Source organism: Streptomyces sp. NPDC037083, assembly GCF_055606485.1.
In genome coordinates, this window is the sequence record NZ_JBVJSQ010000010.1 from 334,242 (window position 1) to 360,152 (window position 25,911).

Here is a 25,911-nt window from a genome sequence, read left to right on the forward strand (position 1 = left end):
AGGACGAGGAAGGAGGCGCCATGAGCGGGGAAGTCGTCCACAGGCTGGGGACGGCCGTGGCGATCGTCACGGCACTCTGGTGGCTGGGACGTCGGCTGAAGGCCGAGCGACGCCGACGCAGGGCACGGCGACGCGTGGCCGAGCTGCTGGCGTCGGTACGGGAGCCGGAGGCCCGACGCTCCACCGTGCTGGGGGCCGTACAGAGATGGCTTCCCGAGGTGGTGGTGGCTGGTGCCGGATGGGCCCTGGTCGGCGGTGTGACCGGACTTGTACTGGGGCTGGTCGGCGCGGGGGCGCTCGGGCGGTGGCGCCGCCGGCAGCGGGCGGCGGCAGCGGTGAGCGAGGCCGACGTCCGCCTCGCCGAACGGCAACTTCCGCTGGCCGCCGACCTGCTGGCCGCCTGCATCGCGGCCGGCGCCGGTCCGGTGGACGCGGCGCAGGCCGTGGGGGAAGCCTTGGGCGGCCCCATCGGGGAGGGGCTGGCGCGTGGTGCCGCCGAGGTGCGTCTCGGCGGCGAACCGGCCACCGCATGGCGGAGGTTGGCCGCGACACCGGGGGCGGCGGCCCTGGCCGCACTGCTGGAGCGGGCCGACGTCTCGGGCCTGCCGGCGGCCGGACCGGTCGCCCGACTCGCCGCCGACACCCGTGCCGAGTGGGCGCGCGCCGCGACGGCACGGGCCCGGCGGGCCGCCGTCATGGTCACCGTACCGGTGGGGCTGTGCTTCCTGCCCGCCTTCATCGCGGTCGGCGTACTCCCGATTGTCATCGGACTCGCGGGCGGGGTGATGGGAGGGGGTGGGTGATGACAGGGCGCTGAGACCGCGGTGCGGGGTGCGGGATGCGCGACGAGCGCGAACACCCAGGGCAGCAGCGTGAGTTGGGCTGAGGCGAGCCTCCGACTGAGCGCAGAGCGCAGAGCCCAGAGCCCAGAGCGCAGACGACGGCGATCCGCCGAGCAGCGCGAGCCGCGCTGCGTGAGCGAACGAACAGCGCAAGCCCGGGCTGCGTGAACGAGCAGTGCAGGACGAGCAACGCATGAACGACCAACAGCGATCAACGGAAACGAACCTCACGGGGGTTGAGATGTACAAGGCGGTACGGGCGCGGCTGTGTGCCCTGATGTGCAGGACGCGTGCGGCACGGAAGGACGCGGGGATGGTGACGTCCGAGTACGCGATGGGAATCGTGGCGGCCGTCGGCTTCGCGGTGCTCCTCCACCAGGTGGTGACGAGCGACGTGGTCTCCGCTCAGCTGACGGCGCTGGTGAGGCAGGCCCTCAGTGCGGGCGCGTGAGCGCGGCGGGGGGCCTCTGTGCCGGCGTCGGTCGGTGTTCGGCGGGGACGGGGGGTTCGTGACGGCGGAGTCGGCCGTGGTGCTGCCGGTACTGGTGGCGTTCGCGATGGCGCTGGTCTGGGGGCTGCTCGTCATGGCCGCTCAGATCCGGTGTGTGGACGCGGCCAGGGCCGGCGCCCGGGCGGCGGCCCGGCAGGACCCGACGGACCAGGTCCTCGAGGTGACCCGGGCGACGGCGCCGCGCGGGGCGGAGGTGACGGTCAGCCGTGAGGGTGACCAGGTCCGCGTGGTGGTGGCGGCGAAACCGCCGGCGTTGCGGGGGCTGCCTTTCGAGGTGAGGGAGGAGGCCGTGGCGGCGGCAGAGGAAGCCGCGGGTGCGGCAGGGGACGGCCCCGGGGCGGTACAGGAGCCGCGACGACCGGTGACGGGCCCGGGCCCCGGTTCGGAGGCGGGGTCATGAGCGCCCGGCAACGGTCCCACCACCGACTGGCCCACCGGCTGGCCCAGCGATGTGCCCACCGACGAGCTCAGCGATATGCCTGGCGACTCGTGCAGGGTCGCGCCGGGCGGCTCGGCCGGGGCCGCGGGGACGCGGATCGCGGCTCTGCCACCGTCTGGAGCCTCGGGGCGATGGCCGTGCTGTGTGTGGTGTTCGGTGTCGTGCTCGCGCTCGGGCAGGCGGTGGCGGTCCGGCACCGGGCCGCGGGCGGCGCCGATCTTGCGGCGCTCGCCGCGGCCGACCACTGGTCGGACGGTGTCGCGCAGGCCTGTGCCCGGGCGGACCGGGTGGCCCGGGCTCAGGGGGCGCGCGTGGTGCGGTGCGCGGTCGTCGGCGAGATCTCGGACGTGACGGCGGCCTCGGGGCGAGGGCTGTTCACCGCCGAGGTCAGGGCGCGGGCGGGCCCGGCGGACGCGGTCTCGCCTCCGCCGATTCTGCCTCCGCCGACTCTGCCTCCTCCGCCTCCTTCACCTTCTCCGTCTCCTCCGCCTCCTTCGTCTCCTGAGCCGCTTCCCGGGCCTTCTCGTCGGGAGCCTCCCGCAGCAGTTCCGTGAGCAGTCGCACCGCCCCCCTCTTGTGCAGCGGTTCGTTGCCGTTGCCGCACTTGGGGGACTGGATGCAGGACGGGCAGCCGGCGTCGCACTCGCAGGAGGCGATGGCCTGCCGGGTGGCGGTCAGCCAGGCGCGGGCCGTGTGGAAGGCGCGCTCCGCGAAGCCCGCGCCGCCGGGATGGCCGTCGTAGACGAAGACCGTCGGGAGCAGGGTGTCGGGGTGGAGGGGGACCGACACGCCGCCGATGTCCCAGCGGTCGCAGGTCGCGAAGAGGGGCAGCATGCCGATGGAGGCGTGTTCGGCGGCGTGCAGGGCGCCGCCGAGGATCTCCGGGTTGATCCGGGCCGCGTCGAGCTGGTCCTCGGTGACGGTCCACCACACGGCGCGCGTGCGCAGCGTACGAGGAGGGAGGTCGAGCTTCGACTCGCCGAGGACTTCACCGGTGATGACACGCCGACGCAGGAAGGAGACGACCTGATTGGTGACTTCGACGGAGCCGTAGCACAACCGGCCCATGCCCCAGGGGATCTCGACGTCCGTCTCCAGGACGGAGATCGACGTCGTGTCGCGGGCGACCGTCGAGTAGGGCGGGTTGGCCTCCTCGACGAGGGCCACGGAATCCTCCAGGTCCAGGGATCGCACCAGGTAGGTCCGGCCCTGGTGGAGGTGGACCGCGCCCTCGTGGACCGTGGTGTGGGAGGCGCCGGCGTCCACCGTGCCGAGCAGCCGGCCCGTGCCGGCCTCGACGACCTGGACCGGTCGGCCGCCCTCGCCGCGGATGTCCGTGAGGTCGGCGGCCCGCTCGCGGCGGGTCCAGTGCCAGGCCCTGGTCCGGCGGCGCAGCAGCTTCGCGGCCTCCAGCTGCGGCAGCAGTCCCTCGGTCTCGGGGCCGAACAGGGCCAGGTCCTCGTCGGTCAGCGGGAGCTCCGCGGCTGCCGCGCACAGGTGCGGGGCGAGGACGTAGGGGTTGTCGGGGTCGAGGACCGTCGATTCCACCGGACGGTCGAACAGTGCCTCCGGATGGTGGACGAGGAATGTGTCCAGGGGGTCGTCGCGGGCGATGAGGACGGCCAGCGCGCCCTGCCCTGCCCGTCCAGCCCGCCCGGCCTGCTGCCACAGGGACGCGCGGGTGCCCGGGTAGCCGGCGATCAGGACGGCGTCGAGTCCCGAGACGTCGATGCCGAGCTCCAGCGCGGTGGTCGCGGCGAGGCCCAGGAGCTCGCCCGAGTGCAGGGCCTGCTCCAGGGCGCGCCGTTCCTCGGGGAGGTAGCCGCCGCGATAGGCCGCGACACGCCGGGCCAGCGAGCGGTCGACCTCGGCGAGGCGCTCCTGGGCGATCACCGAGATCAGCTCGGCGCCGCGCCGGGAGCGGACGAAGGCGACGGTGCGCACGCCCTGGACGGCGAGGTCGGTCAGCAGATCGGCGGTCTCGGCGGTGGACGTACGCCGAACGGGTGCACCCTTCTCGCCGATCATCTCGGTGAGCGGAGGCTCCCAGAGGGCGAACACCAGTTCACCGCGGGGTGACGCGTCGTCGGCGACCTCGACCACCGGGAGGCCGGTGAGGCGGCCCGCGGCCACGGCGGGCTCGGCGGCCGTCGCGGAGGCCAGCAGGAAGACGGGAGAGGCGCCGTAGCGGGCGCACAGACGCCGGAGGCGGCGCAGCACCTGGGCGACGTGGGAGCCGAACACACCGCGGTAGGTGTGGCACTCGTCGATGACGACGTACTTGAGGGATTTCAGGAAGGAGGACCAGCGGGGGTGGGACGGGAGGATGCCCCGGTGCAGCATGTCCGGATTGGTGAGGACGTAGTTGGCGTACTGGCGGATCCACTCCCGTTCCTCGAACGGAGTGTCGCCGTCGTACACGGCCGGCCGTACGGAGTTGCCGAGAGGTTGTGAAAGTTCCTTCACCGAGCGGCACTGATCGGCCGCCAGGGCCTTGGTGGGGGCCAGGTACAGGGTGGTGGCCCCGCGGCCGTTCGGAGCCTCGGAACCGTCCAGGAGGGCCGACAGGACGGGCACGAGGTACGCCAGGGACTTGCCGGAGGCGGTGCCCGTGGCGACGACCACCGACTCGCCGTCCAGGGCGTGCTCGGCGACGCGGGCCTGGTGGGCCCAGGGGTGTTCGATGCCGCAGGCCTGCACGGCCGCGATGACCTCGGAACGAATCCGGTCCGGCCAGACGGCATGGCGGCCCGCGCGCGGGGGCAAGTGCTCCGTATGAGTGATGCGCGACGCCCGGCTCGGTCCCGGGGCGAGCCGGTCCAGGATCTCGCCCGGAGGCAGGCGGGGCGCGGCCTCGGACGAGGGTCGATCGGATCGGTGATTCTTGGCCATCGGCACCGAGTGTGTCACTGGCGTGACGGACAATGGAGCCAAGGCGTCGTGCACGCCTGCCGGTAAGTGATTGAATGCCATCGCGGCTGGCGTACCGTCCCGGGGGCTCCTGCCCAGGTGTCCCGAGGGGCGACCGCTCGATAGCAAGGTGCTGGAGGATCCGTGGACCTGTCCCTGTCGACCCGTACCGTCGGCGATCGTACGGTCGTCGAGGTCGGTGGCGAAATCGACGTATATACCGCGCCCAAGTTGCGCGAGCAGCTGGTCGAGCTGGTGAACGACGGGAATTTCCACCTCGTCGTCGACATGGAGGGCGTGGACTTCCTCGACTCCACCGGGCTCGGCGTGCTGGTCGGCGGACTGAAGCGGGTGCGTGCCCATGAGGGCTCGCTCCGCCTGGTCTGCAACCAGGAGCGTATTTTGAAGATCTTCCGCATCACCGGTCTGACCAAGGTGTTCCCGATTCACACCTCGGTCGACGAAGCGGTCGCTGCCACCGACTGACCCTCCGTCCCGGGCCGCCCTGCGCGGCCCGGCACGGCTGGTCGAACAATGAGGGGGGTCTGGGCTGAGGCGGCCCGGCCCTCCCGACAGCACGCCCGTAGTTCCGAGGGGGACGTATGGCCACCGTTGAACTCCGCTTCAGCGCGCTGCCCGAGCACGTCAGGACCGCCCGACTGGTGGCGGCAGCGGTGGCGCGCAGGGCCGGGGTGGACGAGGCCGTCCTCGACGAGGTCAGACTCGCCGTCGGCGAGGCCTGTACCCGTGCCGTCGGACTGCACCAGATCGGCGGAATCACCGCGCCGGTGAAGGTGCTGCTGATCGAGGAGGAGAAGCAGTTCTCCATCGAGGTCGGCGACGAGGCGCCCCACGCGGTGCCCGGTGAGCGGGCGGCCTCGGGCGCGGAGGCGGAGGCCGAGGCCGAGGAGGACGAGATGGGCCTCGCGGTCATCAGCGGCCTCGTCGACGACGTGGAGGTCACCGCCGGTGAACACGGCGGGCAGATCCGTATGACCTGGCCGAGCGCGTCGGCGACCGCGACGACGTCGGCCTGAGCCGCCGGCCTGAGCCGCACCCGAAGACGTACGTAACCGAAGGGCCCTACCTCGTAGGGCCCTTCGGCATGTGCGGACCTCGGTGACCGCGCTTACAGTGGTTCCGTGAAATGAATCTTGGAATATCGGAATCCTGGTGAAGTGAATCTTGCGGCGAATGTCGTGAACCAATTCACGACCGCCAATGCCCTGAAGGCATTACCGTGCGGGTTTTGCGTGCGAAGGCGAATTCCGTTTGCCGCGCACTGTTTTGATCAGGTTCCGGTACCTACAATCCGTCCACATCTTGAGCTCAGCCCAAGCGTCAAGGAGGACGAATGGCGGGGCTTTCTACCCCTCAGCGGTTTGACCACCACACAACCTTCGCAGCCGCCGTGCTGACCGACGGCAACCGCCTGCTCGTGGTGGTCATCGCGGTCGTGGCGCTGGCTGCGCTCGTGGTCGCGGGCGTACTACTGCGCCAGGTGCTCGCGGCCGACGAGGGCACCGACAGCATGAAGAAGATCGCCGCGGCGATCCAGGAAGGCGCCAGCGCCTATCTGGCCCGTCAGCTGCGCACGCTCGGCGTATTCGCCGTCGTCGTGTTCTTCCTGCTCATGCTGCTGCCTGCGGACGACTGGAATCAGCGCGCCGGACGGTCGATCTTCTTCTTGATCGGTGCGGCCTTCTCGGCCGCCACCGGCTATATCGGCATGTGGCTCGCCGTGCGCAGCAATGTGCGCGTGGCAGCGGCGGCCCGGGAAGCGACTCCGGCGGTAGGCGAGCCGGAAAAGGATCTCACCGCCGTCTCGCACAAGGCAATGAAGATCGCATTCCGTACGGGCGGCGTCGTCGGCATGTTCACGGTCGGGCTCGGTCTGCTCGGGGCCGCCTGCGTGGTGCTGGTGTACGCGGCAGACGCGCCGAAGGTGCTGGAGGGCTTCGGGCTCGGCGCGGCCCTGATCGCCATGTTCATGAGGGTCGGCGGCGGCATCTTCACCAAGGCCGCCGACGTCGGCGCCGACCTGGTCGGCAAGGTCGAGCAGGGCATTCCGGAGGACGATCCGCGCAATGCCGCGACCATCGCCGACAACGTGGGCGACAACGTCGGCGACTGCGCGGGCATGGCGGCGGACCTCTTCGAGTCGTACGCCGTGACCCTGGTCGCCGCCCTGATCCTCGGCAAGGTTGCCTTCGGCGACGCCGGGCTCGCCTTCCCGCTGCTCGTTCCCGCGATCGGCGTGCTCACGGCCATGGTCGGGATCTTCGCGGTCGCCCCGCGCCGCACCGATCGCAGTGGCATGTCCGCGATCAACCGGGGCTTCTTCATCTCCGCGGTGATCTCGCTCGTCCTGGTCGCCGTGGCCGTCTACCTCTATCTCCCCGGGAAGTACGCCGACCTGGACGGCGTCACCGACGCGGCGATCCAGGGCAAGAGCGGCGATCCGCGCATCCTCGCCGTCGTCGCGGTGGCGATCGGCATCCTCCTGGCCGCGGTCATCCAGCAGTTGACGGGTTACTTCACCGAGACCACCCGCCGACCGGTGCGCGACATCGGCAAGTCGTCGCTGACGGGCCCGGCGACCGTCGTCCTCGCCGGGATCTCCGTCGGGCTCGAATCGGCCGTCTACACCGCCCTGTTGATCGGTCTGGGTGTCTACGGGGCGTTCCTGCTGGGCGGTACGTCGATCATGCTGGCGCTGTTCGCGGTGGCGCTGGCCGGCACCGGGCTGCTCACCACGGTCGGAGTGATCGTCGCGATGGACACCTTCGGGCCGGTCTCCGACAACGCGCAGGGCATCGCGGAGATGTCCGGCGACGTCGAGGGAGCGGGCGCGCAGGTGCTCACCAACCTCGACGCCGTCGGCAACACGACCAAGGCCATCACCAAGGGCATCGCCATCGCCACCGCCGTCCTGGCGGCGTCGGCGCTCTTCGGGTCGTACCGGGACGCGATCACGACCGGCGCGCAGGACGTCGGCGAGAAGCTCTCCGGGGCGGGCGCGCCGATGAGTCTGATGATGGACATCTCGCAGCCCAACAACCTCGTCGGCCTCATCGTGGGATCGGCGGTCGTCTTCCTCTTCTCGGGGCTGGCGATCAACGCGGTGTCACGGTCGGCCGGTTCCGTGGTGTACGAGGTGCGGCGGCAGTTCCGCGAGCACCCCGGGATCATGGACTACAGCGAGGAGCCGGAGTACGGCAAGGTCGTCGACATCTGCACCCGGGACGCCCTGCGCGAGTTGGCCACACCAGGGCTTCTCGCCGTCATGGCGCCGATCTTCGTCGGCTTCACGCTCGGCGTCGGCGCGCTGGGCGCGTTCCTGGCGGGCGCCATCGGCGCGGGCACGCTGATGGCGGTCTTCCTCGCCAACTCCGGCGGTGCGTGGGACAACGCCAAGAAGCTCGTCGAGGACGGCCACCACGGCGGCAAGGGAAGCGAGGCGCACGCGGCGACGGTGATCGGGGACACGGTCGGCGACCCGTTCAAGGACACCGCGGGTCCCGCGATCAACCCGCTGCTGAAGGTCATGAACCTGGTGGCGCTGCTCATCGCGCCCGCCGTGATCAAGTTCAGCTACGGCGAGGACAAGAGCATCGGCGCGCGGATCCTGATCGCGGCTCTCGCGCTCGTCGTCATCGTGGTCGCGGTGTACGTCTCCAAGCGACGCGGCATCGCCATGGGCGACGAGGACAACGCCGGGACTGCGTCCAAGTCGGCCGATCCTGCGGTGGTTTCGTAGGCCTGATCACCGGGCCCAGCTCAAGGGGCGGGCGGGTGGCGCGTGTTGACGCGCCGCCCGCCCGCTGTCTCGGCGGCGCGGCCCGGCCGTGAGCCTTCTCTCTCTTGGTGTAAAAGGCTACATAAATCTGCATAGCGGACATTCGTTCTGGGGGTGTCGCCCGGTTGGCGTGTATGTTCCGGGGCCGAGAGCCATGGAAGGGACCAATCCGGTGAACAAGAAGCTCGCGGCCGCACTGTCCGGCGGTGCGGTACTGGTACTGGCGCTGTCCGGATGCAGCAGTGACGACGGCAACAAGGAACTGGACGCCTGGGCCAAGCAGGTCTGCGACGCCCTGCCCGCCCAGGACGCGAAGGTCGACGCGGCCAACGCCGCGATCAAGCAGGCCGCCACGGACAACAACGCCCCGGCGAACGTCCAGAAGACCGACTCGCAGGCCTTTCAGGACATGTCCGACGCCTACAGCGCGCTCGCCCAGGCCGTCCAGAAGGCGGGGACGCCGCCCGGCGTCGACGAGGGCGAGAAGAAGCAGAAGGACGCCGTCTCCGCGCTCACCACCCTGTCGACCTCCTACGCCGGCCTGAAGAAGCAGGTCGACGCGCTGGACACGAAGGACCAGGCGAAGTTCGCCGACGGACTGCAGGACATCGCCACCGAACTCGGCAAGCTCAGCAAGAGCGGCAACACCGCGCTGAAGAACCTCGAGCAGGGCGACGTCAAAAACGCCATGGCCAAGCAGGAGAGCTGCAAGAAGGTCGCCTCCTCGGCCGCGGCCCGCGCGACGACGAGCTGACGTCCGCACGGCCCGGGATGTTCCGCGAGACCGCGGCGCGGGCGGTGACGGGAGACAATGGGGGGCGTGAGTAACGCCACCCTGTCTCCCCTGCCCGCATCCGACCGCCCCGAGGTCGCCGCCCTGTTGCGCGAGGCCCTGCTCGCGGCCTCCTTCACCGCGGACGGCCTCCTCGAACTTCTCGGAGCCCCCGCCTACGCGGCCCTCGCCCGCAGCGAGACCGTGCCCGCGCTGCGCGCGACGCGCGGAGACACGCCGCTGGAGACGCTCGTCCGCCTCTTCCTGTTGCAGGAGGCGGTGCCGCACGCGCGTGTGGCGGAGTTCCTGCCGGTACGCGCGTGCGTGGAGAGCGGCTGGCTGACCCCCGTCGGGGCGGACGAGGTGGCCGCGACCGTCGACGTGCGCCCGTACGGCGGACCGGGCGGCGAGGACTGGTTCATCGTGTCCGACCTCGGGTGCGCGGTCGGCGGCGCCGGCGGCAGCGCGAGCGAGGGCGGGCAGGCGGACACGGCTGTCGTCCTGGGCGTGGGCGGGGCGTCCACGACCCTCGCCGGCATCACCGTCCGCAAGCCGGTCTCCGCCGCCCTCGACCTCGGCACCGGATCCGGCATCCAGGCGCTGCACGCCGCCCAGCACGCCACGCGCGTGACGGCGACCGACCTCAACCCGCGCGCCCTGCACATCACCGCGCTCACCCTCGCGCTGTCCGGAGCCCCGGCCGCCGAACTGCGCGAGGGCTCCCTGTTCCAGCCGCTCCGGGACGACGAGACGTACGACCTGATCGTGTCGAACCCGCCGTTCGTGATCTCGCCGGGCGCCCGGCTCACCTACCGGGACGGCGGGATGGGCGGGGACGATCTGTGCCGCTCGGTCGTTCAGGGAGCGGGGGAACGGCTGAACGAGGGCGGGTTCGCGCAGTTCCTCGCGAACTGGCAGCACGTGGAAGGGGAGGACTGGCAGGACAGGATCAGGTCATGGGTGCCACGCGGGTGCGACGCGTGGATCGTGCAGCGCGAGGTGCAGGACGTCACGCAGTACGCCGAACTCTGGCTGAGGGACGCCGGCGACCACCGGGGTGACCAGGCCGAGTACCGGGCGCGCTACGACGCATGGCTGGACGAGTTCGAGGCACGCAAGGTGAAGGCCGTCGGCTTCGGCTGGATCACACTGCGCAGGACGACGGCCGCCGAGCCGGTGATCACGGTGGAGGAGTGGCCGCACCCGGTCGAACAACCGCTCGGCGACACGGTCCTGGCCCACTTCGAACGGCTCGACTACCTGCGCGCGCACGACGACGCCGCCCTCCTCGCCGGACACTTCCGCCTGGCCGCGGAGGTCGTCCAGGAACAGGTCGGGCTGCCCGGCGCGGAGGACCCGGAACACGTCGTGCTGCGCCAGCACCGCGGCATGCGCCGGGCCACCAAGGTGGACACCGTCGGCGCGGGCTTCGCGGGCGTGTGCGACGGTTCGCTGAGCGCCGGACGCATTCTCGACGCCATCGCCCAACTCGTCGGCGACGATCCGGTGTTGCTGCGGGACCGCACTCCGGCCCAGATCCGCCTGCTGGTGGAACAGGGGTTCCTCGAACCGGCGAAGTGACCGGGCCGCCCCCTGCTCCGGCCCCAGGACCCCCTACCCAGCCCTTCCGAGCGCGGCGGAGCTGCTCAGGCCCACCCGGACCGGCCTCACTCCGGTCCGCTTCGGGCACGCCCGAGCCGCTCCGGTCCCACCCTGACCGGTCCGGGTGACGGCCCCCCCCGCCGCCCCGCTCGCCTCGCCACCCTGCGCGCCGATCGTCCCCGGCCCGCCGCGTACCGATCACCCCCGGCCCGCCGCACACCGATCCCCCGGTCTGGAGATTCCGCCCGGGCCTGGAGGTCGCCTCGGTCCCGGCAGCCCGCGCCCGGCTCGACCGCGCCGCCCCCCGACTCGGCAGCCCGCGCCCGGCTCGACCGCCCGCCCCCGGCCCGGTGGCGGGCGGCCCAGCTCTCCGCCCCCGGTCGTGGGACCGGCGTTCACCCGGGGTTCGCCCGGGCGATGCCGGCGCGTGCCAGTCTCCCGGGGTCGGGGCCGGGGCAGGCACGGGCGGGAGAATGGGGGGCCGATCATGGAGAGTGGGCCGGCGATCTTCGCTGGGGCGGTGTTCGCCCTGTTCGGGGGCGCGCTGCTGGTGTGGACCGCGGTCCGGGTGCGGAACCGCGAACCCGTGGCCCAGGATGTGAGCCCCGTCGCATCGGCGGCCCTCGCGAGTCTTGGCGCGGTCTTCACGCTGGCCCTCGCCGCGTGGTGCTTCGCCCGCATCTGAGACGGGTACGGGACAGCTGCGGGACCACCGCGCGGACCTCCAACGGGACCGCGCCGGACGCCGTCTTCGAGAATGTCGTCGCACCCTCGTTCGAGGGGTGTCCGTGCGGGCCCTCCGGGAGAGGGGACGGCGTCTTCCGGTCACACGGAAAAGGGCCGGTCGGTACTCCGGGCGGCAGGAATGGCGGTAGTCGGGTTACCGTTCGAGTGGCCGTTGCGGGCTTTTCCCGTTTGACACGGGGGCGGGATGTACCGTCACACTCCGCAGCGTCACCATGACCCGACCCCGGGAGCAAGGCCTGGGGAGGCCCCAGCGTCGACCGGAGAGAAGAGCGAAGTTGTCCCCGACCAGCGAAACCGCGAAGGGCGGGCGCCGACTCGTCATCGTCGAGTCGCCTGCCAAGGCGAAGACGATCAAGGGTTACCTCGGCCCCGGCTACATCGTCGAGGCCAGCGTCGGGCACATCCGCGACCTTCCCAACGGCGCCGCGGAGGTGCCGGACCAGTACACGGGCGAGGTGCGCCGCCTCGGTGTGGACGTCGAGCACGACTTCCAGCCGATCTATGTCGTCAACGCGGACAAGAAGGCGCAGGTCAAGAAGCTCAAGGACCTGCTCAAGGAGTCCGACGAACTCTTCCTCGCCACCGATGAGGACCGGGAGGGCGAGGCGATCGCCTGGCACCTCCAGGAGGTCCTCAAGCCGAAGATCCCCGTGAAGCGGATGGTCTTCCACGAGATCACCAAGGACGCGATCCGGGCCGCCGTCGCCAATCCGCGCCAGCTCAACCAGAAGCTCGTCGACGCCCAGGAGACCCGCCGCATCCTCGACCGCCTCTACGGCTACGAGGTCTCGCCGGTCCTGTGGAAGAAGGTCATGCCGCGCCTGTCGGCCGGCCGTGTCCAGTCCGTCGCCACCCGGCTCGTCGTGGAGCGGGAACGCGAGCGCATCGCGTTTCGTTCTGCTGAGTACTGGGACCTGACGGGCACCTTCTCGACCGGCCGCGCGGGAGATCCGTCGGACCCGTCGTCGCTGGTCGCCCGCCTGCAGGCCGTCGACGGCAGGCGAGTCGCGCAGGGTCGCGACTTCGACTCCCTGGGACAACTCAAGAGCGCGAACACCCTCCATCTCGACGAGGCGAACGCCCGCGCCCTGGCCGCCGCCCTGGAGAACACGCGGTTCGCCGTGCGCTCCGTCGAGTCGAAGCCGTACCGACGCTCGCCGTACGCCCCGTTCCGGACGACGACGCTGCAGCAGGAGGCCAGCCGCAAGCTCGGCTTCGGCGCCAAGGCCACCATGCAGGTCGCGCAGAAGCTGTACGAGAACGGCTACATCACGTACATGCGTACGGACTCCACGACGCTGAGCGACACGGCGGTCTCCGCCGCCCGCGCCCAGGTCACCCAGCTGTACGGCGCCGACTACCTGCCGGCCCAGCCGCGCACGTACGCCGGGAAGGTCAAGAACGCGCAGGAGGCGCACGAGGCGATCCGTCCCTCGGGCGATCGTTTCCGCACCCCTGCCGAGACCGGCCTGACCGGCGACCAGTTCAGGCTGTACGAGCTGATCTGGAAGCGGACGGTCGCCTCCCAGATGAAGGACGCGACCGGCAACAGCGTGACGGTGAAGATCGCCGGCACCGCCGCCGACGGCCGGGACGTCGAGTTCAGCGCCTCCGGCAAGACCATCACCTTCCACGGCTTCCTGAAGGCGTACGTCGAAGGCGCCGACGACCCGAACGCCGAGCTGGACGACCGCGAGCGCCGACTGCCCCAGGTCGGCGAGGGCGACGCGCTGTCCGCCGAGGAGATCACGGTCGACGGGCACGCCACCAAGCCCCCGGCCCGCTACACCGAGGCCAGCCTCGTCAAGGAGCTCGAAGAGCGCGAGATCGGCCGCCCGTCGACGTACGCGTCGATCATCGGCACGATCCTCGACCGCGGCTACGTCTTCAAGAAGGGCACGGCGCTCGTCCCGTCCTTCCTCTCCTTCGCCGTGGTCAACCTCCTGGAGAAGCACTTCGGGCGGCTCGTCGACTACGACTTCACCGCCAAGATGGAGGACGACCTCGACCGCATCGCCCGCGGTGAGGCGCGGGCCGTGCCGTGGCTGAAGCGGTTCTACTTCGGCGAGGGCGCGGGCGAGGGCGGCGCGGCCGACGCCGGCAACGGCGACGGGGACCACCTCGGCGGCCTCAAGGAACTGGTGACCGACCTGGGCGCGATCGACGCGCGCGAGGTGTCGTCGTTCCCGGTCGGCAGCGGCATCGTGCTGCGAGTCGGCCGCTACGGCCCCTACATCGAGCGCGGCGAGAAGGACTCCGAGGGCCACCAGCGCGCGGACATCCCCGAGGACCTCGCGCCCGACGAGCTGTCCGTCGAGCTCGCCGAGGAGCTGCTCGCCAAGCCGAGCGGCGACTTCGAGCTGGGCACCGACCCGGAGTCGGGCCACCAGATCATCGCCAAGGACGGCCGCTACGGGCCGTACGTCACCGAGGTGCTCCCCGAGGGCACCCCGAAGACCGGCAAGAACGCCGTGAAGCCGCGGACGGCCTCCCTGTTCAAGTCGATGTCCCTGGACACGGTGACGCTGGCGGACGCCCTCAAGCTGATGTCGCTGCCGCGTGTCGTCGGCACGGACGCCGAGGGCGTGGAGATCACCGCGCAGAACGGCCGCTACGGCCCGTACCTGAAGAAGGGCACGGACTCGCGGTCGCTGCAGACCGAGGACCAGCTCTTCACGATCACTCTCGAAGAGGCGCTGGAGATCTACTCCCAGCCCAAGCAGCGCGGTCGGGCCGCCGCCAAGCCGCCGCTGAAGGAACTGGGCGCGGACCCGGTCAGCGGAAAGCCGGTCGTCGTCAAGGACGGCCGCTTCGGGCCGTACGTCACCGACGGGGAGACCAACGCGACCCTGCGCTCCGGCGACAGCGTCGAGGAGATCACCCCGGAGCGCGGCTACGAGCTGCTCGCCGAGAAGCGCGCCAAGACGCCCGCCAAGAAGACGGCGAAGAAGGCGCCCGCGAAGAAGGCGACGGCCAAGAAGGCGGCTCCGGCGAAGAAGACGGCCGCCAAGAAGACCGCCGCGAAGACGACCGCCGCAAAGAAGACGACGACCGCGAAGAAGACGGTCGCGAGGAAGGCGACGGCCTCCCCGTCGTCCTCGTCGGAGGACTGACGACCGGGCCGGACCCCGGTCCGACCACGGTTTCTTCACACGGTTTCCCCACGACGGGTTCGCGAAGCGAACGCCCCGGCATCACTTTGGTGTCGGGGCGGTCGTACGTGCGGACGGGGGCCTCGGGCTGTCAGTCGCGGCCGATAGGCTGAAAGCATGACGCGAGCCGAGCAGCCAACGGCCCACCACCCGGCCCCGGACGACGCCCTGGTGGCGGACTCCCGCGAGCGCGCCGTGCGCGCCCTGTTGCGCGAGCCACAGCTCAAGCGGCTCTGGAGCGCACAGTTGGTGGGGGGTGTGGGAGACGCCCTCGCACTCCTGGTGTTCGTCCTCCTGGTCCTCCAGGCGGCCATCGCCGAGGGTTCCTTCGGGGGCGGCTACCGGGGTGTGGCGTTCGCAGTGGCGACCGTCTTCGGGGTGCGGATTCTGGCCACTCTTCTCTTCGGCGCGGTCCTGCTGGGCCCGTTGACCTCACTGACCTCACCCGACGGCCCGCTCGACCGCCGCTGGACCATGGTCGGCGCGGACGGCCTGCGCGCCGTGCTGCTGATCGTCGCGCCCCTGTGGATCGACTGGACGCCGGACGACGCACTGGCCCTGCTCCTCGTGACGGTGTTCGTGACGGGCGTCGCCGAGCGGTTCTGGGCGGTCGCCCGGGAAAGCGCGGCGCCGGCCCTGCTGCCCGCCCCGCCCCCGGAGGGCGCGACCGTACGGCCGCTGCCGGACCACATGGACGCCCTGCGCAGGCTGTCGCTGCGCACGGGCTTCGTCACGATCCCGCTGGGCGCGGCCACCCTGATCGCCGCCGCCCTGCTCAACAATCTTCTGGGCACCGGGATCGCCTGGTTCGACCAGCACCAGGCCGCCCTCGCCTCGTACGTCGCAGGAGGGCTCTTCGCAGGCTGCCTGTCCATCGTGACCTTCCTGGAGCTCCCGGCCGTCCGCACGCCCCGGCCGCGGTCGCCGCTCGAGGGCCTGCGCCGGCCCAGGACCGCCACCGGCGTCGACGCGGGCCGCACGGGCGCGATCCCGCTGCTCGTCCTCGCCTGCGCCGCCGTCGCCGGCGCGGTCTCCGCCGCCGTCGCCGTGGCCGTACTGCACGCCACGGACCTCGGCGGCGGCCCGGTGCTGTACGGGCTGCTCGTTCTCGGACTGACCGGCGGGGTCGTCGTGGGCGTCCGGACGGCGCCGAAGGTGCTGGTGTCGCTGTCGCGGCGCCGGCTGCTCGCGCTGGCCATCGCCTTCACCGGTGTGGCGCTGCTGGCCGCCGGGCTGGTCCCGGACGTCACCAGCGTGCTGCTGATCTCGACCCTGGCCGGCGTCGGCGCGGGCGTCGCCGCCAACACCGGGCACACGCTGCTCGACCAGGAGACCGAGGACCACCGCCGCACCCGGACGACCGAGCACCTGCACGCGATCGTGCGGGTACTGGTCGCGCTGGGCGCGGTGCTCGCCCCGCTGGTCGCGGCGCTCATCGGGCCGCACCGGCTGGAGAACGGCAAGTTCGTGTTCGCGCACGGCGGCGCCGCGTTCACGCTGATGCTGGTCGGCGCGCTGCTGCTGCCGGTGGCCGCGCTGGTGCTGGCCAAGGTCGACGACCGCTCCGGCGTACCCCTGCGCAAGGACCTGCGGGACGCGCTGCTGGGCGGCGACGACCCGGTGACGGCGCCGGCGGCGAACGGCTTCTTCATCGCCCTGGAGGGCGGCGACGGCGCCGGCAAGTCCACCCAGGCCGAGGCGCTCGCCGAGTGGATCAGGGCCAAGGGCCACGAGGTCGTCCTCACGCGCGAGCCGGGGGCGACCCCCGTGGGCAAGCGGCTGCGCTCCATCCTGCTGGACGTGTCCAGCGCCGGTCTCTCGCACCGCGCGGAGGCGCTGCTGTACGCGGCGGACCGCGCGGAGCACGTCGACACCGTCGTCCGGCCCGCCCTGGAGCGCGGCGCGGTGGTGATCACCGACCGGTACATCGACTCGTCCGTGGCCTATCAGGGCGCGGGCCGCGATCTGTCCCCGACCGAGATCGCGCGGATCTCGCGCTGGGCGACGGACGGCCTGGTGCCGCATCTGACGGTTCTGCTGGACGTGTCCCCGGAGGCCGCCCGCGAGCGGTTCACGGAGGCGCCGGACCGGCTGGAGTCGGAGCCGGCGGAGTTCCACACGCGTGTGCGCGCAGGCTTCCTCACCTTGGCCGCCGCCGACCCGGGCCGCTACCTGGTGGTCGACGCGGCGCAGGAGCCCGAGGCCGTCACGGCCGTCGTCCGGCACCGCCTCGACCAGCTGCTGCCCCTGTCCGAGGCCGAGATCAGGGCCCAGGAGGAGGCGCGGAAGAAGGCCGAGGAGGAGGCCCGCCGCAAGGCCGAGGAAGAGGCCGCCCGCAAGGCCGAGGAGGAGCGCCTGGAGCGTGAGCGCCAGGAACAGCTCGCCAAGCTGCGCGCCGAGGAGGAGGAGCGCAAGCGGCGCGAGCTGGAGGAGGCGCAGCGGCGCGAGGCCGAACGGCAGGCCGAGGAGGCGCGGCTGCGCGCCGAGGAGGCACGCAGGCGTGCCGAGGAGGAGCGGGTCCGGCTCCTCGCGGAGGAGAAGGCCCGCGCGGAGGAGGAGGCCCGCCGCAAGGCGGACGAGGAGCGACGCCGCAAGCAGGCCGAGGAGGAGGCCCGGCTGCGGGCCGAGGCCGAGACCCGGCGGCTGGAGAAGCAGCGCAAGGCCGAGGAGGCGCTGCTGCGGGCCGAGGCGGCCAGGCGTGCGGCCGAGCAGGCCGCTGCCGCGGCGCAGGTCGGCCCGAAGCCGTCCCGCCCCACGGCGGCCGCGGCGCCGACGGTCCCGCCGGAGGCGGCGACCGTGCCGACGCCGGTGGTCACGCCGACGAACGCGTCGGGCGGCCCCGTGGACGAGACGGCGGTGCTGCCGCCGATCCGGATGGACAAGGACCCCGAGCAGCCTTCCCGCCCGTCCACGAAGCCCGCCGGTAAGCCCTCGGGTTCTGCCGGTAAGCCCTCGGGTTCCGCCGGGGAGCCCTCGGGTTCCGCCGTGGGCGCCGACGCCGAGGTGACGGCCGAGCTGCCCCAGCCCCCCGTGCCGACGTCGACGGACGAGACCGCGGTCCTGCCTCCGGTGCGCGACCGCGGTGGTCAGGGCGGTCGCAGCGACGCGAGTGGTCAGGGCCCCGAGGATGAGACGGCCGTCCTGCCGCCGGTGCGGGAGGAGAGCCCGTCGGACCGGGTGCCCCAAGGCTTCTTCCGCGACGAGCGCGACGAGCGGAGCGGGCGCGGAGGGGCACGGCCGGACGGGGCCGACGACCGTACGCGCGAACTGCCGCAGCTCGACGAGGAGGGCGCGCCCCGGCAGCGGCCGCGGCCGGACTGGGCCGAGGAGACCCCGCTGGACGATCTGCCGACCCTCGCGGACGAACTGCTCGGACCGCGCCGGGACGAGGACGGGCACGACGAGGGCAGGGGCCGGGGCCGCTGAGCGCGACCCCAGGAAATGCTCCCGGCGAGTGGCCCGGTGAGTGGCCGGCGAGTGGCCCGGGTTGGGCGGCCCAGAGTGGGCGGCCCGACCCGCGCGTGGCACCGGACGGACGGTTTCCGGGCGGACCGTTTTCGGCGGGTGATCCGGAGGACGGCCATTCCGGGCGGGTGGCCCGATTGTCAGTGGCTCCCCGCACAATGGAACCCGCAGCGCGAAACGTGACGAAAGGGCGGCGTGACGCATGACCGTGTGGGACGACCTCATCGGCCAGGAGAGGGTGAGTGAGCAGCTGGCCGCTGCCGCTCGCGACGCCGACGCGCTCGTCACCGCGGCCACCACCCGCACCGCGCCGCCGGAGGCGTCGAAGATGACGCACGCATGGCTGTTCACCGGCCCGCCCGGCGCCGGCCGCACCCAGGTGGCGCGGGCCTTCGCCGCGGCGCTGCAGTGCGTGAGCCCGGACCGTGCGCTCGGCGGCGCCCCGGGCTGCGGCTTCTGCGACGGCTGTCATACGGCGCTGGTCGGCACCCACGCCGACGTGTCCACCGTCGCGGCCGTCGGCTCGCAGATCCTCGCCGAGGACATGCGCGACACCGTCCGCAAGTCGTACACCTCGCCCGCCACCGGCCGCTGGCAGGTCATCCTCGTCGAGGACGCCGAGCGGCTGAACGAGAAGTCCGCCAACGCCGTCCTGAAGGCGGTCGAGGAGCCCGCCCCGCGGACGGTCTGGATGCTGTGCGCGCCCTCCCTGGAGGACGTGCTGCCCACCATCCGCTCCCGCTGCCGGCACCTGAACCTGCGCACGCCCTCCGTGGACGCCGTCGCCGACATGCTCGTCCGGCGCGAGGGCGTCGAGCCCGCCGTCGCCGCGGCCGCGGCCCGGGCCACCCAGGGCCATGTCGACCGGGCCCGGCGGCTGGCCACCGACCCCGCCGCGCGTGAACGCCGAGCGGCCGTGCTGAAGCTGCCCCTGCGGGTCGACGACATCGGCGGCTGCCTCAGAGCGGCCCAGGAACTGGTCGACGCGGCCGGTGAGGACGCCAAGCAGCTCGCCGAGGAGATGGACGGCAAGGAGACCGAGGAGCTGAAGGCGGCGATGGGCGCGGCCCAGGGCGGCCGGATGCCGCGCGGCACGGCGGGCGTGATGAAGGACCTGGAGGACAAGCAGAAGCGCCGCAGGACGCGTACACAGCGCGACAGCCTCGACCTCGCGCTCACCGACCTGACGGCCTTCTACCGCGACGTCCTCGCCCTCCAGCTCGGCTCCCGCGTCGCCATCGCCAACGCGGACGCCGAGGAGGCGCTGGAGCGGCTCGCCCGCGGCAGCAGACCGGAGTCGACACTGCGCCGCATCGAGGCCATCGCCGCGTGCCGAGACGCCCTCGACCGCAACGTCGCTCCGCTGCTGGCGGTCGAGGCGATGACGATGGCGCTGAGAGCGGGCTGACGGGAACCACACCGGCCGGGGACGGCCATGGAGGCGGACGCACGAAACCGACCACGTGAAACACACGACGTGAAACACACGATGTGACGTCGACCGTGGGTTGACGGGGTACTCCGTCCGTGGCGGTTGGTGCACGTACGGCATTCATCCCGTTGCACACAGTTACGCTCGCTGAATGGACATCAGGCGCTCTCCCCGCAGGTACCGTGCCGGCGTCACCATCCTCTCCCTCGCCGCGCTGCTCGTCTCCGGCTGCTCCGCGGGCGAGTCGACGAGCCGCGCCGGTTCGACGGCGGTGGCGGCGCTCGCCGCGCTGCCGCGGGCCACGCCGTCGGCGCTCACGCCGTACTACGGGCAGAAACTGAGCTGGCGCGACTGCGGTCTTCCCGGCTTCGAGTGCGCCACGATGAAGGCGCCGCTGGACTACGCCGAGCCGGGCGCGGGCGACGTCCGGCTCGCGGTCGCCCGCAAGAAGGCGACGGGGCCGGGCAAGCGGCTCGGCTCCCTGCTGGTGAATCCGGGCGGCCCGGGCGGCTCGGCGGTCGGCTACGTCCAGCAGTACGCCGGCATCGGCTACCCCGCCGAGGTCCGGGCCCGCTACGACATGGTCGCCGTCGACCCGCGGGGCGTGGCCCGCAGCGAGCCCGTGGAGTGCCTCGACGGCCGGGCGATGGACGCGTACACGCAGACCGACACCACCCCCGACGACCAGCGGGAGAAAACCCAACTGGTCGACGCGTACAAGAAGTTCGCCGAAAGCTGCGGGGCCCACTCGCCGAAGCTGCTGCGGCACGTCTCCACCGTGGAGGCGGCCCGTGACATGGACATCCTGCGCGCGGTCCTGGGCGACCGCAGGCTGACGTACGTGGGGGCGTCGTACGGCACGTTCCTCGGCGCGACGTACGCGGGCCTGTTCCCGGACCGGGTGGGCCGGCTCGTCCTCGACGGCGCCATGGACCCCTCGCTGCCCGCCCGCCGGCTGAACCTGGACCAGACGGCGGGGTTCGAGACGGCGTTCCAGTCGTTCGCGAAGGACTGCGTGCGGCACCCCGACTGCCCGCTCGGCGGAAAGCGCGCCAAGCCCGCACAGATCGGCGACCGCCTCAAGGCGTTCTTCCGCAAGCTCGACGCCCACCCGATCCCCACCGGCGACCCGGACGGCCGCAAGCTCGGCGAAGCCCTCGCCACCACCGGCGTGATCGCGGCGATGTACGACGAGAGCACCTGGGAGCAACTGCGCGAGGCGCTGAACTCGGCGATCAAGGCGAACGACGGCTCGGGACTGCTCGTCCTCTCCGACGGTTACTACGAGCGTGACGCGGACGGCCGCTACGCCAACCTGATGGCCGCCAACGCGGCCGTGAACTGCCTGGACCTCCCGGCGGCCTTCGCCACCCCCGACCAGGTCGAGAAGGCGCTGCCGTCCTTCGGGAAGGCGTCCCCGGTCTTCGGTGAGGGCCTTGCCTGGGCCTCCCTGAACTGCACGTACTGGCCGGTCGCGCCCACCGGCGCGCCGCACCGCATCGAGGCGAAGGGCGCCGCCCCGATCGTCGTCGTCGGCACCACCCGCGACCCGGCGACCCCGTACCCCTGGGCCCGGTCCCTGGCCCGCCAGCTGGCCTCGGCCCGCCTCCTCACCTACGTCGGCGACGGCCACACCGCCTACGGCCGCGGCAGCGCCTGCATCGACTCCACGATCAACGCCTACCTGCTCCGCGGCACCCCTCCGGCGAAGGGAAAGCGCTGCTCATAGCCCCACGGGCGGCCCCGGGCACCCCACTCCCGGGGCTGGTGCGGAGCACCCCCGGAAACTGTGTAGACTTACCGACGTTGCTGATCGCACCATGGTGTGGACAGCGCGCCGCCTTAGCTCAGATGGCCAGAGCAACGCACTCGTAATGCGTAGGTCTCGGGTTCGAATCCCGAAGGCGGCTCTGCCGAAGCCTCAGGACTCACTCGCCGTGACCTGGGGCTTTTGCTTTTACCGGATGCGGCGGCGACGTTGAGCGCGGGCCGCGCGGCCGTCAGTGGTCTCAATTCTGGTCTCAACGGACGGTTCAGGACGGGGTGCCGGCTGAGGCTCCGGGGCGGGTTCCAGGCGCGGCATGAAGGTGTCGCCCATGCGACGCATGGCGTCCTTCGACAAGTGTGACCGTCCCTTCACGTACCGACGGGTCTGGCTGATCTGGGTGTGCCGAAGAATCTCCATGATCGTGGGCATGTCCACCCCGAGTTCGTTCAGGATCGTCCCGGCGGTATGGCGGCTCCCGTCGTACAGGCGCCGGTCGTCGATCCCGGCTTCCGCCAACAGTTCCTTGAACTCTTCCCAGTCCTGCCGCGGGTCGAGGGGACGGCCGTCCGGGCGGGTAAAGACCAGCTTGGTTTCCTCCCACGCGTCGCCAGCTGCGGCGCGCGCTTTCTGCTGCTGCGCCTGGTGCTCGCGCAGGTAGGGGATGAATGGCGGCGGGATGGGTACGGCATTCCGGCTCTTCTTGGTCTTGGGGCGTGTGAAGACCAAGCCGCCGCCCTTGCGGTCGGGGCATGCACGGGCATGGCCTGTGCAGCCCTGCGTGCACGGCTTTGGGCAACCGCGCTTGTAGCCCTTGTGGGTCCGGCAGTCCGGCGGGCAGGGCTCGAACCGGTGGAACTTGGTGCCGCACGCGCGCGGGTCCTCGCAGCCGTGGCGCCACGTCAGCCGCTGTAGCTGCCACTCCGGGCGGAAGAGTTCGTTGTCGAAGTCGACGTACGGCCACCTCAGACCGAGGGTCTCGCCCTGACGGAAACCCATGCCGACACCGACACACCAGCGCATGAACGTGGGGCGCTTCGCGGCGGCTTTCAAGAACGCCTTTGCCTCTTCCGTCGTGAACGGGTTCGCCTCCGTCTCGTCGACCGTGGGCGGGTCAACGAGGGTGGCCACGTTCTCGACAACGAGGCGCCGGCGGTGAGCGATTTTCAGGGCGCGGGACAGGATGCGATGCACCTTCAGCACGTGTGAGGGTGCGTGGCCCTCGTCGAGCATGACGCGGTACATCCGTTCCAGGTGCTCCGGCTGAAGCTTGTCGAGACGGTGTTTGCCGATGCCGGGCACGATGTCGTTCCTGGTCTTGGACCAGTAGTCATCCAGTGAGCGCGGCTTGAGCTTCAGGGATGCGATGTCGGTGAGGTAGGTGGTCATCCACTGCTCTACGGTCGGCTTCCGGCCTGCCTTGGGGGCGCGTGCCTTGTCCCGCAGGTCCTCCAACTCGCGGACCTTGCGCTTCACTTCGGTTTCCGTCCGGGCCCGGCGGTGGCGCCGGTCGGGGCTGCCGTCGTCCTTGACTCCCATGGTGACGCGACCGTGCCACCAGCCGTCATTGCCCTCGTAGACGGACGACTCCATGTTCGGCTTCTTGGGGCGGGGGCTCATGTGCTCCTCTGTGCAACAGAACGGCTCCGGGCACGGTGCCCGGAGCCGAGTGGGGTGAGGTGATCAGGCTGCGGCCGGTTCGAGGGCGTTGACGTACGCCTCCAGGTCGCTGCGGCGGATGCGGCGCGAGCGACCGCGTTTGACGTAGATCAAGGCGCCTTCAGCCATGAGTTCGTAGACGGTTGAGCGGCCGAAGCGGAGAACCTTGGCGGCTTCTTCCGGGGTGTAGAGCAACTGATCAGTGGGCGACTCGATGGCGGTACTCATCGGCGCGTACCTCCGTGGCGGGACGGCTCGGGGCCGGAACAGGGTGGGGGTGACATTGCTCTGAGCCGCGACTCACCGCGACTCAGAGCGTGCTGCCGGGGGGCGGTCTGAGTCGCGGTGAGTCACGACTCTGGCTGATGTGGTTCGGAGGGCCTGAGGGTGATGCCGGCGTAGATGGCCACCTGCCGGCCGTAGGCGTCCCGCGGGCGGGTGCGGTTGAGCTGGGGGACGACGGAGAGGAGGTTGCGGCCGAACACCTGCTTTGTGCCGGGCTTGACGCCGTTGTCCTCTGCCCAGTCCCGCCAGACGCTCCACAGGGTGTCTACGGGGATGGTGCACGTCGGGCCGGTGGTGCAGCGTTCGCGGATGAACGCGCTGGTTGGGGATGCGGTGTCGCGCATCGTTATGACCGCTTCTCGGCTGGATTTCGGCTCGGTGATCCGCCCGGTGCGCTCCAACCGGGCCAGTCCGTCAAGGGCCCAATTGAGGATGCCGGGCATCTCTGCGGCGAGCTTGTCGGTGAGGGTGGTGTCTTCTTTGCCCAGCCACGACACGGTCATGTTGAGCAGGACGAACCGGCGGGCGATGACGCCGGACGAGTCGCCGAAGTGCGGCAGTTCGTTGGACAGGATCATCAGCCGGGTGGGCAGCTTGCCGGTCCAGGGCTCGCGGTACTTGCGGTCGATGTCGATCGTGTCCTCACCAGAGATCGTCAACAGCCGCTCAACCACCTGACTGTTGTCGTTCCCGGACAGGCGGGCGTCGGAGATGACGGCGAGCGGCTTGCCGAGCAGTGTGGACAGTCCGAAGTTCGTGCCGAGTCCGGCGAGCGTGGGGCCGGCGAGGTTCTCTTTGCCGACCAACTCTTTGAGGACGCGGGCGATCGTGCCCTTACCGGAACGCGTCGGGCCAACCATGAGCAGGATCTTCTGTTGGTCGGTGCGGCCGGACAGGACGTAGCCGAACCATTCCTGTACGGCGTGGATGGCGTCGGGGTCGTCGGGCCAGAGCTGGGCCAGGAAGCGTTCCCACGACGGTGCGGTGGCGGCGGGGTCGTAGGTGAAGGGGACGGACACGAGGTTGAAGAATCCGGGGCTGTGCGGCAGCAGTGCGCGGTCACGGATGCGCAGCAGACCGTTCTCACACGCCACGATCGGGCCGCCGTCCGGCTCGCCGTCGCGGTCGATCCATGCGGGCGCGTCGGTGTCGGTGGGCAACAGGGTGATCGCTCCGAGCGCGTCAAGGAGATTGCTGATCTTCTGCTTCGTCGGTGCCCAGTCGCGTTCCTCGGGCTGCCCGTCCCTACCCGGTGCCTGGTAGGTGGCGTGTTCGAGGCGGGTGTACATGTGGGCACGCATCTGCGCTTCGTCCATCTCGCGCCACGACGTGCCGGTCCAGCGCATCCACGATGCGCGCCAGCGGCGGCAGACAAGCTGTCCGTCCTCGGTCTGCCAGTCCGGCAGCAGCCGACGGGCGACGGCGAGCGGGTTGGACGGCGCGGGCAGCTCTTCCGCGTGCGGCTCAGGGACAGGAGCAGAAGGGACGCCCTTGCGGGCGGCGCCTGCCGACTCGCCCACGGCCGTGTGCGCTGCGGAATGTGCGGCGTCCTGCGGGCCGTTGTCGGGGGTGTGGGGCCTTTGCATCATGCGGTGGCTCCATGGACGGTGTTGAGGCCGTTGGCGACCGCGCGGCGGGCGTACGCCTCCGGGACGCCCACGGCGACGGCGGCGGCCACGATCTCTTCCCCGAGCGTGGCCAGTCCGCACGGCCCGGGACATGCGGTGTGCTGGACGGCGAGGAACCGCGCGGCGCCGAACGCCTGTGATCCGGCGCCGGATTCGGCGCGGGCCCGTACGAGGCTCAGTCCGCGTTCCAGGCCGGTGCGCACGAAGCGTTCAGTGTGGCGGCACCCGGTGGCCGCGTGGCGGTCCCAGATGGCGCGTGGGCGGGAAGACACCACCTTGGCGCGGGCGGGGGTGGTGTCTTCCTTCACGGTGAGGGCGCGGACGGCCGACGGGAGTTCGAGCGTGCGGCCGGTGCCGGTACCGAGCCAACGGGCGTACTGCATGTGCGACTTGATGTCGACGCCGGGCCGGACGGCGTTGGCGGAGCGCATCACGCCGCGGTAGATCCAGTGTTCGCCGCGGGTGGTCGGCACGGTGCGGGTGGCGGGCAGCTGCCTGCGGGCCCATGCCATGGCGGCGGGGTTGTCCAGGTCGACCACGGTCACGCCGGCGCCGCCGGGGTGGTAGCCGACGCCGTGCGCGTGCTGCCAGGCGTGGGTCCAGGCGGGTGAGGTGAGGACGCGGGGGTCGGTGGTGGCGGCGGCCCAACCGTGGCACGGCGCCGGGCACTGGCAGGGGCCCGCGCTCTTCATGTGGGGCCGGTCGCCGCACGCGCTGTTCTTGCAGTTCGGGCAGTTGCCGAACGGCCTCTTTCCTGCGCGCAGGGGGAACGTCGGTACGCCGTGGGCGGCGAGTTCCAGCGCGATGCGCAGGGCTTCGGGTGGGGCGGTTCGGGCTCGCCGAAGATGGGTGGGTTGGGTCATGCTGGGTGTCTCCAGTCCTATTGCAGGGTGCTGGGGGACA

The 25,911-nt window shown here is 71.5% G+C and carries 18 protein-coding genes, 1 tRNA gene and 1 pseudogene; 15 read left to right on the forward strand and 5 right to left on the reverse strand.

Annotated features, from left to right (window positions below):
* Positions 1-20: 20 nt before the first annotated feature.
* The 4 genes and pseudogenes from ACZ7DE_RS26870 to ACZ7DE_RS26885 form a co-directional block, all read left to right on the forward strand.
* Complete coding sequence (locus tag ACZ7DE_RS26870) at positions 21-803, forward strand: type II secretion system F family protein (RefSeq protein ID WP_470765447.1); 783 nt, start codon at positions 21-23, stop codon at positions 801-803.
* Between the two features lie 280 nt (positions 804-1,083).
* On the forward strand, positions 1,084-1,293 hold the full coding sequence (locus ACZ7DE_RS26875; protein ID WP_470765530.1) for a DUF4244 domain-containing protein: 210 nt from the start codon (positions 1,084-1,086) through the stop codon (positions 1,291-1,293).
* A 16-nt stretch (positions 1,294-1,309) separates the two neighbouring features.
* Positions 1,310-1,753, forward strand: coding sequence for a TadE family type IV pilus minor pilin (locus tag ACZ7DE_RS26880; RefSeq protein ID WP_470765532.1), 444 nt, complete (start codon positions 1,310-1,312; stop codon positions 1,751-1,753).
* An 89-nt stretch (positions 1,754-1,842) separates the two neighbouring features.
* Positions 1,843-2,280: pseudogene (locus ACZ7DE_RS26885) on the forward strand (Rv3654c family TadE-like protein); the annotation flags it as partial.
* Here ACZ7DE_RS26885 and ACZ7DE_RS26890 read toward each other — a convergent pair.
* Positions 2,180-4,765: a DEAD/DEAH box helicase gene (locus ACZ7DE_RS26890; protein ID WP_470765449.1), complete on the reverse strand. Its 2,586-nt coding sequence runs from the start codon at positions 4,763-4,765 to the stop codon at positions 2,180-2,182. The pseudogene ACZ7DE_RS26885 and the gene ACZ7DE_RS26890 overlap by 101 nt on opposite strands.
* An 81-nt stretch (positions 4,766-4,846) precedes the next feature.
* On the opposite strand from ACZ7DE_RS26890, the gene bldG reads away from it, so the two are divergent.
* The 11 genes from bldG (at position 4,847) to ACZ7DE_RS26945 (ending at position 21,581) form a co-directional block, all read left to right on the forward strand.
* Positions 4,847-5,188 (forward strand): anti-sigma factor antagonist BldG, encoded by a 342-nt coding sequence (gene bldG, locus ACZ7DE_RS26895; RefSeq protein WP_009189842.1) that lies wholly within the window; start codon positions 4,847-4,849, stop codon positions 5,186-5,188.
* A gap of 116 nt (positions 5,189-5,304) precedes the next feature.
* On the forward strand, positions 5,305-5,739 hold the full coding sequence (locus ACZ7DE_RS26900) for an ATP-binding protein (RefSeq protein WP_470765451.1): 435 nt from the start codon (positions 5,305-5,307) through the stop codon (positions 5,737-5,739).
* 317 nt (positions 5,740-6,056) lie between these two features.
* Positions 6,057-8,462 (forward strand): sodium-translocating pyrophosphatase, encoded by a 2,406-nt coding sequence (locus ACZ7DE_RS26905; RefSeq protein WP_470765453.1) that lies wholly within the window; start codon positions 6,057-6,059, stop codon positions 8,460-8,462.
* Between the two features lie 193 nt (positions 8,463-8,655).
* Complete coding sequence (locus ACZ7DE_RS26910; RefSeq protein WP_470765454.1) at positions 8,656-9,255, forward strand: small secreted protein; 600 nt, start codon at positions 8,656-8,658, stop codon at positions 9,253-9,255.
* 57 nt (positions 9,256-9,312) lie between these two features.
* Positions 9,313-10,854, forward strand: coding sequence for a DUF7059 domain-containing protein (locus ACZ7DE_RS26915; RefSeq protein WP_470765456.1), 1,542 nt, complete (start codon positions 9,313-9,315; stop codon positions 10,852-10,854).
* A 508-nt stretch (positions 10,855-11,362) separates the two neighbouring features.
* Positions 11,363-11,560 carry a hypothetical protein gene (locus tag ACZ7DE_RS26920; RefSeq protein ID WP_470765458.1) on the forward strand — a complete coding sequence of 66 codons (198 nt, stop codon included), beginning with the start codon at positions 11,363-11,365 and terminating at the stop codon, positions 11,558-11,560.
* Between the two features lie 337 nt (positions 11,561-11,897).
* A complete protein-coding gene (gene topA, locus ACZ7DE_RS26925) occupies positions 11,898-14,735 on the forward strand; it encodes a type I DNA topoisomerase (RefSeq protein ID WP_470765460.1) in 2,838 nt (945 codons plus the stop codon).
* 156 nt (positions 14,736-14,891) lie between these two features.
* Positions 14,892-18,200, forward strand: coding sequence for a dTMP kinase (gene tmk, locus ACZ7DE_RS26930; protein ID WP_470765462.1), 3,309 nt, complete (start codon positions 14,892-14,894; stop codon positions 18,198-18,200).
* Positions 18,201-18,441: 241 nt separating this feature from the next.
* Positions 18,442-19,647 (forward strand): DNA polymerase III subunit delta', encoded by a 1,206-nt coding sequence (locus ACZ7DE_RS26935; protein WP_470765464.1) that lies wholly within the window; start codon positions 18,442-18,444, stop codon positions 19,645-19,647.
* A gap of 175 nt (positions 19,648-19,822) precedes the next feature.
* Positions 19,823-21,400 (forward strand): alpha/beta hydrolase, encoded by a 1,578-nt coding sequence (locus ACZ7DE_RS26940; RefSeq protein ID WP_470765465.1) that lies wholly within the window; start codon positions 19,823-19,825, stop codon positions 21,398-21,400.
* Positions 21,401-21,507: 107 nt separating this feature from the next.
* Positions 21,508-21,581, forward strand: a tRNA-Thr gene (locus ACZ7DE_RS26945).
* Between the two features lie 47 nt (positions 21,582-21,628).
* Here the strand turns inward: ACZ7DE_RS26945 and ACZ7DE_RS26950 are convergent.
* The 4 genes from ACZ7DE_RS26950 to ACZ7DE_RS26965 all read right to left on the reverse strand — a co-directional run bounded on the left by ACZ7DE_RS26950 (position 21,629) and on the right by ACZ7DE_RS26965 (position 25,871).
* Positions 21,629-23,029, reverse strand: a complete 1,401-nt coding sequence (locus ACZ7DE_RS26950) for a tyrosine-type recombinase/integrase (protein ID WP_470765467.1) — start codon at positions 23,027-23,029, stop codon at positions 21,629-21,631.
* Positions 23,030-23,119: 90 nt separating this feature from the next.
* On the reverse strand, positions 23,120-23,323 hold the full coding sequence (locus ACZ7DE_RS26955; RefSeq protein WP_330348746.1) for a helix-turn-helix domain-containing protein: 204 nt from the start codon (positions 23,321-23,323) through the stop codon (positions 23,120-23,122).
* 122 nt (positions 23,324-23,445) lie between these two features.
* Positions 23,446-24,969 carry a DNA primase family protein gene (locus ACZ7DE_RS26960; RefSeq protein WP_470765469.1) on the reverse strand — a complete coding sequence of 508 codons (1,524 nt, stop codon included), beginning with the start codon at positions 24,967-24,969 and terminating at the stop codon, positions 23,446-23,448.
* The gene (locus tag ACZ7DE_RS26965) at positions 24,966-25,871 is read right to left on the reverse strand and encodes a bifunctional DNA primase/polymerase (RefSeq protein WP_470765471.1); all 906 of its coding nucleotides are present in this window, start codon (positions 25,869-25,871) and stop codon (positions 24,966-24,968) included. Before ACZ7DE_RS26965 ends, ACZ7DE_RS26960 begins: the two co-directional genes overlap by 4 nt.
* Positions 25,872-25,911 lie beyond the last annotated feature (40 nt).